This window comes from Desulfovibrio sp. X2, from assembly GCF_000422205.1.
Taxonomy (GTDB): domain Bacteria; phylum Desulfobacterota; class Desulfovibrionia; order Desulfovibrionales; family Desulfovibrionaceae; genus Alkalidesulfovibrio.
This window is the reverse complement of the sequence record NZ_ATHV01000006.1, coordinates 74,662-86,991: the sequence shown is the minus strand read 5'-3', so window position 1 is coordinate 86,991 and position 12,330 is coordinate 74,662. Positions and strand designations below refer to the sequence as shown.

General features: G+C 65.8%; 11 protein-coding genes. 5 read left to right on the top strand and 6 right to left on the bottom strand.

What is annotated here, in order from left to right:
• Positions 1-29: 29 nt before the first annotated feature.
• Positions 30-1,307 carry an HD-GYP domain-containing protein gene (locus tag DSX2_RS03020; RefSeq protein WP_020879563.1) on the bottom strand — a complete coding sequence of 426 codons (1,278 nt, stop codon included), beginning with the start codon at positions 1,305-1,307 and terminating at the stop codon, positions 30-32.
• 155 nt (positions 1,308-1,462) lie between these two features.
• On the opposite strand from DSX2_RS03020, the gene DSX2_RS03015 reads away from it, so the two are divergent.
• The 3 genes from DSX2_RS03015 to DSX2_RS03005 all read left to right on the top strand — a co-directional run bounded on the left by DSX2_RS03015 (position 1,463) and on the right by DSX2_RS03005 (position 3,141).
• Complete coding sequence (locus tag DSX2_RS03015; protein ID WP_020879562.1) at positions 1,463-1,897, top strand: PleD family two-component system response regulator; 435 nt, start codon at positions 1,463-1,465, stop codon at positions 1,895-1,897.
• The gene (locus tag DSX2_RS03010; protein ID WP_020879561.1) at positions 1,897-2,445 is read left to right on the top strand and encodes a chemotaxis protein CheD; all 549 of its coding nucleotides are present in this window, start codon (positions 1,897-1,899) and stop codon (positions 2,443-2,445) included. Before DSX2_RS03015 ends, DSX2_RS03010 begins: the two co-directional genes overlap by 1 nt.
• Before the next feature lie 114 nt (positions 2,446-2,559).
• Positions 2,560-3,141, top strand: coding sequence for a TetR/AcrR family transcriptional regulator (locus DSX2_RS03005; RefSeq protein ID WP_052014666.1), 582 nt, complete (start codon positions 2,560-2,562; stop codon positions 3,139-3,141).
• A gap of 8 nt (positions 3,142-3,149) precedes the next feature.
• On the opposite strand, the gene DSX2_RS03000 is transcribed toward DSX2_RS03005, so the two are convergent.
• Complete coding sequence (locus tag DSX2_RS03000; protein WP_020879559.1) at positions 3,150-4,655, bottom strand: hypothetical protein; 1,506 nt, start codon at positions 4,653-4,655, stop codon at positions 3,150-3,152.
• 222 nt (positions 4,656-4,877) lie between these two features.
• Here DSX2_RS03000 and hldE point away from each other — a divergent pair, with 222 nt between their 5' ends.
• Together hldE and DSX2_RS02990 are read left to right on the top strand one after the other, a co-directional pair.
• A complete protein-coding gene (gene hldE / locus DSX2_RS02995) occupies positions 4,878-6,341 on the top strand; it encodes a bifunctional D-glycero-beta-D-manno-heptose-7-phosphate kinase/D-glycero-beta-D-manno-heptose 1-phosphate adenylyltransferase HldE (RefSeq protein ID WP_020879558.1) in 1,464 nt (487 codons plus the stop codon).
• A 237-nt stretch (positions 6,342-6,578) separates the two neighbouring features.
• A complete protein-coding gene (locus DSX2_RS02990; RefSeq protein ID WP_020879557.1) occupies positions 6,579-7,001 on the top strand; it encodes a hypothetical protein in 423 nt (140 codons plus the stop codon).
• On the opposite strand, the gene DSX2_RS02985 is transcribed toward DSX2_RS02990, so the two are convergent.
• The 4 genes from DSX2_RS02985 to DSX2_RS02970 are packed head-to-tail and all read right to left on the bottom strand — an operon-like array spanning position 6,986 to position 12,325.
• On the bottom strand, positions 6,986-7,390 hold the full coding sequence (locus DSX2_RS02985; RefSeq protein WP_236615066.1) for a PqqD family protein: 405 nt from the start codon (positions 7,388-7,390) through the stop codon (positions 6,986-6,988). The genes DSX2_RS02990 and DSX2_RS02985 overlap by 16 nt on opposite strands.
• The gene (locus DSX2_RS02980; RefSeq protein WP_020879555.1) at positions 7,383-8,330 is read right to left on the bottom strand and encodes a hypothetical protein; all 948 of its coding nucleotides are present in this window, start codon (positions 8,328-8,330) and stop codon (positions 7,383-7,385) included. Before DSX2_RS02980 ends, DSX2_RS02985 begins: the two co-directional genes overlap by 8 nt.
• Positions 8,331-8,356: 26 nt before the next feature.
• Positions 8,357-10,318, bottom strand: a complete 1,962-nt coding sequence (locus DSX2_RS02975; protein ID WP_020879554.1) for a hypothetical protein — start codon at positions 10,316-10,318, stop codon at positions 8,357-8,359.
• 27 nt (positions 10,319-10,345) lie between these two features.
• Positions 10,346-12,325, bottom strand: coding sequence for a DUF6785 family protein (locus tag DSX2_RS02970; protein ID WP_020879553.1), 1,980 nt, complete (start codon positions 12,323-12,325; stop codon positions 10,346-10,348).
• Positions 12,326-12,330: the final 5 nt, after the last annotated feature.

Below are 12,330 nucleotides of genomic sequence, written 5' to 3'. Positions count from 1 at the left end.
TCCCGTCGCTGCGCCGAGCGCTCCGGGACTCAGCCGTCGGCGAGTTCCACCGTGTAGGTGATGCGGCTTCTGAGGCTCAGGTAGTCGAGTATTTCCGAGGGCAGGTGGTTGATGCGGATGCTCTTCTCTATGGCCAGCTCCGATTCCTCTCCGAGGTCGATGATCAGGGCCGATTTCCTCGGGATGTCCGGATCGTAGACGAGCACGCTCGGGTTGAGCTGGTTGTCCGGGTTGACCGAGACGACCATGCCGAGCGATCCATTGGTCAGCTGCACCACGGTGCCGGGGGGGTAGACCCCGAGGCAGCGGATGAACAGGGCCAGCATCTCGGGATCGAAGAGCCCCTTCTGCTGGGTGAACATGTAGGACAGGGCCTGGTAGGGCGTATAGGAGGCCAGCGGGTCCGGGTGGTTGCAGTGGTTGTCGTAGACGTCGCAGATCGCAAGGATGCGGCCCTGCACGCCTATTTCGGCCCCGGTGAGCCTCCTCGGGTAGCCGGAGCCGTCGAACCGTTCGTGGTGCTGGGTCACGCCTTCCAGGGCGTTCTTGGGAAAGTCCGGAGATTTGGAGAGGATATCCGCGCCCATCAGCGGGTGGCGCTCGACCACCGCCCGTTCGGCGGTGCTGAGCTGGCCCCGCTTGCGCAGGAGCTTCTTCTCGATGCGCGCCTTGCCCACGTCGTGGAACAGGGCCGCCATGCCGAGCGCGTTCATGGAATCCGCGTCCAACCCGGCCTTCTGTCCGAGCATCAGCGAGAGCACTGCCACGTTCAGGGAATGGTAGTAGATGCGCTCGACCTGTCCCATGACGTTGATCAGGTGCAGGGTGGATTCCGCGTCCGAGAGAAAGAACTCGGTCATCTCGGCCACGAAGCGCGCGGCCTCGGCGATGGCCCCGGTGCGGCCCGCCACGATTCCCTGCAGCATTTCCGTGACCTGCTTGATGGAGCTCGCATAGCGCTCCTCGCAGCGGGCGATGCGTTCACGCTTTTTCTGCAGTCGCTCCGCCCGGGCCTTTTTCTCCTCCCACAGGGCGGTCATGGCCTCGCGGTCCTTCTCGGGCGCGGGCGCCGGGGCGGCGGATTCGGGCTTGTGGCGCCCGGGCAGGCGGTCGCTCCTCTCCGGAACGCAGATGACCTCGCTGACGCCTATCTGGCGCAGGATCGAGATCTGCTCCTGGTTCTTGATCTTGAAGCTGTTGAAGAGGAAAGGATGTTCGAACCAGCGGACGTTTTCGAGGCGGATGAAGACACCGGGCTCGAGCTGGTCCACGGAGACGCGGTATTCGGGGAGATCGAATTCAGCCATGTTCCTTGCCTGTTCCGCTGCGTACCGAACCGGCCGCGACCTGTCGAAACGATTGTGCCTCAGCTATCTATCACGGAAGAAAGGAAACCGTCGAGGGTTCTTGCGCAATCCCAAGAATCCGATATGTTATGGACTACATAAAAAAAGGGGGGGCGATGCCTCGTTTTCTGGTGGTCGACGACAGCAGTTCCGCCCGCAGATTCCTGCAGGGCATTCTGACTCCCCTGGGCGAGTGCGACATGGCGGCCAGCGGGATGGAAGCCGTGCTCAGCGTCGCCCGGGCCATGGAGGACGGCTGGCGCTACGATGCGATCTTCATGGACATCATGATGCCCGAGGTGGACGGCCTGACCGCCTGCCGCAAGATCAGGGAGATGGAAGCGGCGGCCGGTCTGGATTTCTGCGACATCTCCCGCATCGTGGTCATCTCCTGCCTCTCGGACAGCGGGCACGTGCTCGACGCACAGTTCGAGTCCGGCGCGGACGTCTACCTGACGAAGCCCGTCGAGGTCGGGGCCGTACAGGAGGTGTTGCGCAATCTCGGACTGAGCGGCGAGCAGTTGATCGGGATGGACGGGGAGGAGTTTTAGTGGACCGGGACCTGCAGTCCGAACTGGCCTCTCTGCCGTCGGTCTTCCTGAGCGTGGGGGAGGGGGGGCTCTACGACACGCCGTGCTTCGTGCGCACGGTGCTCGGTTCGTGCGTCTCCGTGACCTTCCACGCCCGCAGCCGTCAGATCGGGGGCATCTTCCACGCCCTCCTGCCCGAGGCCAGGGACCACTGCAAGCCCGGAGAACCCCTGAACCATTATCGCTTCGTGGACACGGCCATCGCCGCCGTGCTGGAGCAGCTGGCCTCCTGCGGCTGCCACAGGAGGCACCTCGAGGCCAAGGTCTTCGGCGGGGCCGGGATCATGCCCGGCAAGGGGTTCGACGTGGGACGGCGCAACGTGTCGACGGCCCTGGCCGTGCTCGAGCATCACGGCCTGCGCGTCGCGGCCTCCAGCGTGGGCGGCCGCTTCGGCCGCAAGCTGCTCTTCCGCAGCGACACGGGCGAGGTCTTCGTCAAGCAGATCGTGAGTTCATCCGGGTTGCAGGCCGCGGGCGTCGTCGACGTCTGCGCGAAAAAGGGGAGATGACGGCCGAGGACGCCTGCTTTCCGCGGTGTTCGCGGCTTGACGTTCCGGACGGCGGTACGCCATAGACATCGGTACATCCAGATCGCTGACCGAAAAAGGAGCCGTGCCGTGACGATGAGCAGCAAGGACAAGATTCTGGCAGCGGCTCGAACGCTTTTCGGAGAACTCGGTTATTCCGACACCACCTTCAAGCGTATCGCCGAGAAGTCGGGCGTGGCGCTCGGCCTCATCACCCACTATTTCGGGAGCAAGGAAAAGCTCTTCGTGGCCTCCACCCTGTCCGTGCTGAACGAGATCGAGGCCGCAGCCGTGGCCGGTGCCGGCCGGGGAGATACGGGACTCGCGAAGGTGGTGGGGTTCGTCTCGGCCTATTTCGCCCACACGCTGGCTGCAGGGCCGGACTTCATGGTCCTCGTGCGCTGTTCGCCCTACAGCGACCTCAAGGGGGACGTGAACAAGGACGAGATCGTCAGCCGTTTCGAAGGCATGGTGCGCGTTCTCGCGGACTATCTCGCCCAGGGAATGGAGGACGGCAGTGTGGTCAGGGCCGAGCCCTTCAAGCTCGCCACCGCGGTCTTCGCAGGCATCGTCGGCTCCGTGCGCACGCGCCTGCTGAACCCCTTCAGCCCGGAAAACTTCTACGACGAGGCCGTGCAGTTCATCCGGCGGGCCCTTGCCGCGCCCAAGGACGGGTAGCAGGCGGCTCAGCCGCCGCGGATTCCGAATTTTCCGAGGATGCCGGCCAGTCTGGCCTTGAGGTTGGTGCTGGTCTTGGCCACGACCTCGAGATTGATCATGACCATGATTTCGATCGTGACCGCGGCTTCCTCCCACACGGACAGGAGGGCCTGGGCGAAGGCCGGATCCGTCTGGAGCAGGTGCAGCACGTGCTGCAGTTCCCGGGTGTTGCGGGGAATGAACACGGCCTGCTGCGGGTTGTTCCTGTCCTGCTCGAAGAGCTTGTGGCGCCGGATCTTGGTCAGTCCCAGGGGGGCCAGGGCCTCGAGGCGGTCCATCGCCACCCGGCGGGCGCGCTGCGTCTTGATCAGGACCTTGTTGCCCTCGTCCGCCTTGCGCTCGCGCAGCAGGGAGAGGAATTGCCCCTCGATGCACGCAAGCAGCGCCGCGTCCAGGCTGTGCAGCTCGAAATTGCCGATCACCCCGCGCAGCTGCTTGGGGTCGGCCATGCCCAGCGAGCCGATGGGAATCAGAAAATCTTCGCGCACCACTCCCAGGGTGAGGAGGGCACCCACGGCCATGGACAGGACCTGTTCCTGGACGAAGGCCAGCTGCTGCTTCTCGATCTCCCGTCGTTCCGGGGGCACGTCGTCGCCCTGCTGGCGGAGTTTCTCCACCAGCTGTTCCGCCACCACGTCCATGCAGGCCACCGTGGCTGCATAGAGCTTCTCCTCGCGCGAGACGACCGAGGCGGGCAGCAGCTCCTCGCCGAGCAGCATCTCGAAGACGAGCTTGCGCTTGATGGTCGCGTCCTTGTCCCGCTTGCACTGCTCGTACAGGGCTTGGACTCGGGTCTTCTCGATGGTCCTGTCCGTGCGCTTGAGCCTCGCCAGCACGTCGTCCAGGCTGAACTGCAGGACAAGGAAGCTCTGCTCCTTGCGCAGGAGGTACTTCTCGCCCTGCATGAGGGCGTCGTAGGCCTCGCTCACGTGCGTGGTGACGAAGGTCTCGAGGATCTCGCGCCAGAAGCGCTCGTTCATCTCCTGCCGTTCCGTGATGCCGTCTATGGTGGAGATGGACTCCTCGCCGAAGTGCGCGATGATCACTTCCTCGAAGTTGTCGTGCGCCAGGGAGGCGGCATAGACGGCGCCCTGCAGGAACTTGATGAGGATCGTCTCGGCGTTGACGATGGAACGTCGCAGTGTCTCGATCTCCTGCGCGTTGCGCGTCAGGCTGGCCTTCTCGTACTGGGTCAGGAGATGGAGGAAGCCCGCCAGGCTGCGCTTGAGGAGTTCCTGAGCGGGATGCGAGCCGGAGCGGATGCAGAGGATGTTGATGAGGCCGTTCTGCTGCACGGGCAGCAGGGGAAATTCGTTGATCCGGCTGTGGTTGGCCTGGATGAACTCAAGGAGCATCTCGCGTTCGGCGTTGTCCCTGAGGGCGCCTCGTTCCTTGAGCAGCGTCAGCTTGCGTTGATAGACGTCGAGTCGCTGCTCGACATCGTTCGGGGCGGTGGATTCCTGCTCGCTCAAGGTGATGCTCGCGTGTTGTCGGCCCTGTCGACGGTGTGCCGTGAAGGCAGTATTCCCCATCGCATGCCGAAGATCAATTATGGACGCTGCTTTTACACCAGAAGAGAGACGTTGAGAAGGCAAAAGTCTTGGGACAGTCTTGAAGGCGCGCCTCCCGGCCGCCTTGAATCTCGAACGGAAAAGACGTAATGGGAGCTGGCCCTTTATGGCCCGGATGGATGAATGAACGCAGTTTCCACGACCGCCCAGCTTTCAGCTGTTCCCGATTTTTCCGAGATCACCGTCGTCGTCCTCGGTGACGTCATGCTCGACCAGTACGTCTGGGGCGACGTCTCGCGCATCTCGCCGGAGGCCCCGGTGCAAGTGGTCCGTGTGGACCGCAAGAGCTACACCCTCGGCGGCGCGGGCAACGTGGCCGCCAACCTGGCCGGACTTGGCTGCCGCACCGTCTGTCTGGGCACCCGAGGCGACGACGAGGCGGGACGCATCCTTGTCGAAACCATGGGCGAGCTGCCCGTGAACGCGATCCTGACCGGCGTCCCCGGCCGCCCGACCACCATCAAGACCCGGGTCATGAGCCGCGGGCAGCAGTTGCTGCGCCTGGACGAGGAACAGGTCGGGGTGCTGTCCGAGGAGGTCTACGACAGCCTGCGCGCCGCGCTGGCCGACGCCCTGGCCGAGGCCGGAGCCCTCATCCTTTCTGACTACGGCAAAGGCGTGTTCAACGCCTTCCTGGCCCAAGAGGCCGTGGACATGTGCCGCGCAAGGGGTATCCCCGTGCTGGTCGACCCCAAGGGGGCCGATTGGACCCGCTACCAGGGCGCCACGTGCATCACTCCGAACACCGCCGAATTTCTTCAGGTGGCCCAGTTCAACCCCGACGACGAGGCCGACCTCGCCGCCCGGGCGGCCACCGCGATCAACGCCTTCAGCCTTACCCACCTGATGGTCACGCGCGGGGCACGGGGGCTCTCCCTGTTCACCCGCGGCGGCGCTCCGCTGCACATTCCGGCCGAGGCGCGCGAGGTCTTCGACGTCTCCGGCGCGGGCGACACTGTCATCGCCACCCTGGCCGCGGGGCTGGCCGCGGGCCTGTCCGCCCAGGAGGCCGCGGGCCTTGCCAACGCCGCGGCCGGTGTCGTCGTGGGCAAGCTCGGCACCCAGCCCATCCACCGCGCGGAACTCGAGGAATCGCTCCTGCGCCGCGAGGTGGGCTGCGGCCACAAGATCAGGAGCCGCGAGCGCGCCGCGCAGGCCGCCTCCGCCTGGCGCAAGGCGGGCGAGCGCGTGGTCTTCACCAACGGCTGCTTCGACATCCTGCACGTGGGGCACATTTCGCTGCTGCACCAGGCCGCGGCGCTCGGCGACCGTCTGGTCGTCGGCCTGAACACCGACGCCTCGGTGCGGCGCCTGAAGGGCGAGAGCCGCCCGGTGCTGCCTGAGGACGAGCGTGCCGCGCTTCTGGCCGCCCTCGAGTGCGTGGACATGGTCGTGCACTTCGACGAGGACACGCCGCTCGAACTCATCACCGCCATCGAGCCCGACGTCCTGGTCAAGGGCGGGGACTACACCGTGGAGACCGTGGTGGGGCACGAACTGGTGCTCGAGCGCGGGGGGCGCGTGGAGATCGTGCCCCTGCTGAACGGCAAGAGCACCTCGGGCATCATCGCCAAGCTCAAGGGCTAGTTTCTCCGGACGGGCGGGCTTTCGTGTCCGCCGTCCTCTTTTGCCTTCCCTCCTTTTCGTCCATCCTCTCGCCGCAATGTGTCTGCCGGGCCGCTTTTCCGCCCCGGGCAGCCGTTCTCTCCTCTCAGCAAAAACCTAGACTTCTTCTTGAGCTTTTTTAATTCTCAGTGTCTAAAGGCCGTTGAGGGATCCGGACGTGCAGCCGCGCGCAGCAGGCGCGCATGGGGGGAGAAGGCCATGCCACAGGTCGCGGCACGAATCAGCGAAGATATGGAGGCGCGCCTCAAGGCGAGCTTCAGGACCAAGAACGCGGGCGCGGAGTTTCTCCTGCCCTGGGCAATGGACATGTTTCTGCGCAACCTCGCGCAGCTGAAGGCCGAGCTCTCGGCAGCGGAACTGAAGACGGTCGTGGAGGCCTATCGCTCGATCAGCCGTCTCCTGCCCGAGCAGTGCCGCCTCTCCTATCTGCAGCTGCGCCTGCGCGAGGCCTGTGCAGAGGAGCACGTGCACACCCGCCACGGGGCGAGCTGGCCTTCCCTGGAGCGCAAGCTCGAGCGGCTCTCGGACGTGCAGGCCGCGGCGCTCATGGTCTGGGCCGCTGCCTACTGGGTGAGCCCCTTGTGGAAGGACGAGACGCTGGACGCTTACGTGCGGCCCTGATTCTCGGGAGGATCCTCCGGCATCGGCTCACCCGGGCGGAAGGCCAGGATTCCCCGCTTGCCCAGTTCGCGCAGGAACGCGGTCATGGAGGCCTCGGCCTCGCGGCCGGTCACGCCGTAGTGCGCCGCGAGCCGCCTGGAGAGTTCGCGCACGTCGGCGCTGCCGTCGATCCAGGCCCACACCGTGGTCCCCATGCTGTCGAGCTGCAGCTTCCTGGACAGGGGCTTGCCGTCCCACAGGCCGAACTTTCTGGCCATGCGGCCGAACCACGGATTCACCGCGGCCGGGTAGCTGAGGATCGTGCCGTCCGGTGAGGACTGCTCGCGCACCTCGCGGTTGCGAACGGGCACGGCGGCCATGGCCTCCGAGCGGCCGTTCGGTTCAGCCACCGCGGGCGTCGTCTCCGTTCCTGCCGCCGTCGTCGGGCGCGTCGCGCGTCTGAAGAGTCGCATAGAAGCGGCATAGCGCATCGAAGAGGTCCGCATCAAGCGGGCGTCGGTCGGAAAGCCCCACTGCCAGCAGGCGGTTGGCCCCTTCCTCGCGCCATACGGCCAGTCGGGAAAAGCCCCGCGTGCGCGCGAGCCTCGCCAGCAGGCGTCCGGCCTGGCCGACCGGCGCCGTGTCCCAGCAAAATCCCGGGCCGTTCGGGTGGTCGAACCGCTGGGCGAGGGCCTTGCGGGTCATCTCGGGCCAGCGGGCGGAGGCCAGCGTGGTGAGGTCCGTGCGTTCGAGCAGGACTGCGGCAGGGCCGAGGCGTTCGAGCACGAGCTCTGCGCGGCGCGCCGCGAAGCGCAGGGTGAAGTGGCCGGGCTTGAAGGAGAAGGATTGCAAGGCGAAGGCCGGGGGGACACGGGCCGAGATGTCGAAGACCGTGAATTCGCGCGCCTCGTTGGGAGCGGGCAGACGTAACGAGGCCAGCCACTGCCCGGCCTTTGCGGCGTCCCTGGTCCTCGCCTGGAAGAGCGCGGCCAGTCCGGAGGCTTGATCGTGCACCACCGCGCCGAGCCCTTTTTCCCCGCCGCTGCTCCATGCATAGGGCAGCACGGTTTCGAACCGGGTGCGGATCGCGTCGCCCTGGCCGCGCAGCCAGTCCTCCTCCGTGGCTTCCCCGCCGCGAGCAAAGGCCGCGATCACGCGTTTCAGGTGCTTCTGCGGCGAGAGTCGTCCGGCGATGGGCTTCCATTTCAGGGAGATCTCGGCGTCGCCCGGCGGACCGAGGCGCAGTTCGCCCCGGCCCATGGCCAGGGCGTCCCATTCCTGCGGCACGTCGAGGCTCGCGCCGTTCCAGGCGATGCGCCGCGTCCTGCCGAGAGTCTTGTCGCGCGTCATGCTGCGGATTCCGGCCCCCGGACGGCTCAGTAGGCGAGCTTGCCGAGCGACTTGAGGATCAGGGTGCAGCCCATGGCGAACATGCCCATGAGTCCCATGCCGCAGGAGAATCCCGCTAGGAGCACGGGGGCGTACTGCCGCCACTGCGCGCCGTAGCGCTTGAGGAAGTAGAAGCGGCCGAGCAGGGCTCCGAAGAGCTCCAGGAAATGCCCGTGCGGCGCGGTCTGTCCCAGGCCCCGGACCAGGCCGTAGATGAGCAGGATGGGCAGGCCGAAGACGGAGAGCACGCCGTAGAGCAGCAGGCCCGCGGCCATGGCCCCGCCGGTGACCAGGGGCGAGAGGGCCTGGTAGAAGGCGGAGTTGCCCTCCAGGGTCGAGGTCTGCATCAGGAGCTGGTTCAGGGCCTGCAGGTGCCAGATCTCCTGGGCGTAGGGGAACTGCACCGAGGGAATGGGCGCGAGCCGCCAGAGGAACTGCGAGAAGAGCAGCGAGGCGATGAAGACCACGGGCCAGGAGACGATCTCTGCCTTGATGATGCCGCGCAGGCTCGTGCCGGTCAGCTCGATCTGGCGGAACTGCACCGTGGCCTCGCCGTAGTTGTGAATGGGGATGGGGGCGTACCAGATCTCGATGCCCGAGTAGCCGAAATACTTGGCCCCGGCGATGAAGCTCGCCTCGCGCACCAGCGGCAGGTTGACCACCTGTCCGGCCAAGCCCTCCATGCGCGCGGTCACGTAGGAGATGAAGGGGGTGTAGAGGAAGCCGTAGAAGATGAAGAAGAGCCATGGGAAGCCCGGCACCAGGAAGGCGCAGAGCAGTGTGTAGCTGATGGTCGAGAAGAAGTAGATGCCGATGGAGAGCCAGAAGTTGATGTCCCCACGCTCGGGGCGGCCGTGGATCATCTCCCGCCACGTGGCGCGCGAGAGCGCGGTCTTTTTGCGAAGCGACTTGAGCACCTGCCAGATGCCGATGACGCCGATGGAGAGCCCGAGGCCGATGGAGACGCTCATGTAGAAGTCGAAGCTGTTGGCGAAGAGCGTTTCCACCGTGCGCATGCCCGGGTGCCAGCGGTGGAGGATTCCCGCGTGGTAGAGGAAGGGGTTGACGACCATGGTGAAGACCACGCCGATGAAGCTGCCCATGACCGCCCAGAAGGGCAGGACCATGCCCAGGAAGAGGAGTCCGAGGTCCAGCTGGATGCCCGTGGCGACCGCGGGCAGGACGTGTTCGGTGTATGGCGTGAGCTCGACCCATGGGATGGGGATGAGGCGTACCGGTTCCGTGAAGATGAGTCCGGAGACCGCGGGCAGGAGCACGTAGATGGCGCCGAAGGCCAGGCCGATGACCCCGCCGATGGAGAAGACCCGCCATTTCCAGCCCTTGTCCGCGTCGTCCGTGGACTCGGCCAGGGCCATGGTGCCCAGCGCCCCCACCGGGGCCATGGGGAAGGGCAGCTTCTCGATGTCCGAGGTGATGCGGTACATGGCGTAGCCCAGGCCGAACTGGTCGATGCGCTGGATGAGCTGCGCGCCGAAGAGGAGCAGGACCGGAATCAGCCAGTCGCGACTGAAGAAGGTGCGGTGCGCGAGCGATTCCGAGCCCGGCGGCGGGGCCACCCATGACGGGATGAGGTCGGTCAGGCCCAGCATGCGGGCCGCGTCCGACTGCACGAGGTACTGGTTCCAGAGCAGGCCGTGGAAGGGCGAGGCCATGGCCGCTCCGGCCATGTAGTAGAGCAGGAAGATCTCCTGCTGCTTCAAGTTCGTGTAGGAGCGCTTGGCGATCTCGGCGAAGAGGATGATCGTCACCCAGCGCGCGGCAGGGCCGATGCCCTGGCCGATGACCAGCTGCAGATACATGGACCCCGGCATCATCAGGAAGCCGATGAATACCGCGCCGACGATGGTCTTCCAGTCGAAGCCCTCCTCGAACCGCTCGGGCGGCTTCAGGAGGTCGCGGTATTCGTTGAGTTCCTTGTCGTCGTACATGCCGTGTCCGTCGTCTCCGTCCGGGGCCTAGTCGGGCAGGACCTGGTAGGTCATGCCCGTGTGCAGCCCGATCATGGCCCACATGCCGCCCATGAGGAAATCGCCGAGTATCAGTCCGAAGAAGAAATAGCGTACTTTGCGGAACAGCGTCACCCCGCCGTAGCGCAGGCAGACCTGGTTGACCAGCCAGCCCACGAAAAAGCTGAACCACAGGATGTGCATGGACGAGCTGTAGGTGGCCAGATAGCCGATGGGGTGCAGCGGCCACCAGTGGAAGCGGTGGTAGCAGAGCACCAGGGCGAGCATGATCGCCGCGCCGACCAGGGAATAGGTCACCACGTGCCCCTGCATGGAGAGCGGCGTGTCGATCAGCCGCTTGACGTTGTCGTAGACCGAGACCGAGGTGCGCGTGGCCCACTCGAGCTCGAGTTCGCGCAGCCCGTAGGTGTGGCACAGCGCCATCATGGCCGCGATGCTGACCGCCACGCCGAGGATGAGCACGACCACGATGCCGGTGAGGTAGAGGCGCTTGTTGCGTACACCTTCGCCGACCTTTGCGGCGTGGAAGAGCGAGGGCAGCAGCGATTCCCGCAGGTCCACGAAGAGGACCTTCTGCGCCGCCGCCGCCACCAGGAGCCCCGCGGTGCCGAGAAAGCCCGAGCCGAACAGGGCTATCAGGCCGTCGAGCGGGGCCGCGGTGAGGGTGAAGTAGGCGATGCCGCCCTGGCAGATGATGCGCGCCGCCACGAAGGAGACCACGAAGAACATCACCAGCACCGAGGCCGCGGCCAGCGGGGTCATGCCGAAATGCACGCACCATGCGCCGAGCAGGACCATGCCCCCGATCCCGCCCCAGAACGCGGCGCGCAGCGAGAACCACTCGCTCTCGCCCCGTTTCGCTTGGCCGATGCCCACGGCGTGGCGCGCGATCATGGCCAGATGACTTCGTGCGAGCCAGAGCAGGAAGAGGAAGAAGACGCCGTAGGCGCCGATCATCTGCGTCTCCTCCACCGCGGCCAGGGTCGGGCCGAAGGTCACGCCGAGCGCTCCCGCGGGCACGGAAAGCCCGGTGACGTCGAGGACGCCGAAGGCCAGCGCGCCGAGCAGGTAGAAGAACCAGAGGCTCAGGGAGATCTGGCGCGAGGTCAGGAAGGCGAAGCCGATGAAGGCGGGATAGATGTAGATCTTCAGCTTGTGGAAGCCGGAGAAGATTCCGTACTTCGAGAAGTACTTGCCGACCACGAAGAGCGTGGGGATCTGGGGGATTTCCGGATAGAAGGAGGACAGGCCGTTCATGGTGTGCAGGAAGACGGTAAGCGCCAGCCCGATGAGCAGGTAGCGGTCCGTGAGGAAGCCGAGGAAGCGCCCCTCGTCGACCGCCTCCTCCATGACCTGGGGCAGGCGCAGCAGGGGGAAGTTCACGCGCTCGTTCTCCACCCACTGCCCGGAGAAGAGGTTCACGAGGCAGATCATGACCAGGAAGGCGAGGAAGACGAAGGCGCCCCACCAGAGCAGCGGACCTGCCCAGGCGGACCAGTCGATGCGCGAGAGCACGGTCAGTGAGTTCTGCCCGAGGGCTCCGTCCAGGCCGTCGTAGATGTCGGTCAGGGCCTTCGGGTCCTTGGGGAACAGGGAGGCGGGCAGAAGGGGGCCGAGCGTCTCGGCCCAGTGGTTGTTCGGCGTGGCGAAGGTCTGCGGGGTGGTGATGTTGACGAAGAAGGTGCGCACGAGGCCGGTGTAGGGCAGCCCCGAGACGAGGACCATGAGGATCCAGGTGACGAAGAGTTCGCGTCCGGCGAGCAGGCTCCTTCGGGTGAGCTTTCCGGCCGCCGTGGTGATGACCGTGAGCCAGAAGAGGATGACGAAGGGGGCGAGCGGGAAGTGGCCGCCGCCGAGCAGCGTGGCCCTGAGCAGCATGTTGTTGTAGGGCGTGACGGCGCACACGCCGAGCCCCAGAAGGACGCCGAGGACCACTGCCCTTGGCCGTATGTTTTTCTGTCCCGCCATGTCAG

Excerpts from the sequence above, each read along its gene's own strand:
- DSX2_RS02970 (WP_020879553.1), bottom strand. The coding sequence starts at position 12,325 with ATGGCGGGACAGAAAAACATACGGCCAAGGGCAGTGGTCCTCGGCGTC.
- DSX2_RS03020 (WP_020879563.1), bottom strand. The coding sequence starts at position 1,307 with ATGGCTGAATTCGATCTCCCCGAATACCGCGTCTCCGTGGACCAGCTC.
- DSX2_RS03005 (WP_052014666.1), top strand. The coding sequence starts at position 2,560 with ATGAGCAGCAAGGACAAGATTCTGGCAGCGGCTCGAACGCTTTTCGGA.
- hldE (WP_020879558.1), top strand. The coding sequence starts at position 4,878 with ATGAACGCAGTTTCCACGACCGCCCAGCTTTCAGCTGTTCCCGATTTT.
- DSX2_RS03015 (WP_020879562.1), top strand. The coding sequence starts at position 1,463 with ATGCCTCGTTTTCTGGTGGTCGACGACAGCAGTTCCGCCCGCAGATTC.
- DSX2_RS02975 (WP_020879554.1), bottom strand. The coding sequence starts at position 10,318 with ATGTACGACGACAAGGAACTCAACGAATACCGCGACCTCCTGAAGCCG.
- DSX2_RS02980 (WP_020879555.1), bottom strand. The coding sequence starts at position 8,330 with ATGACGCGCGACAAGACTCTCGGCAGGACGCGGCGCATCGCCTGGAAC.
- DSX2_RS02990 (WP_020879557.1), top strand. The coding sequence starts at position 6,579 with ATGCCACAGGTCGCGGCACGAATCAGCGAAGATATGGAGGCGCGCCTC.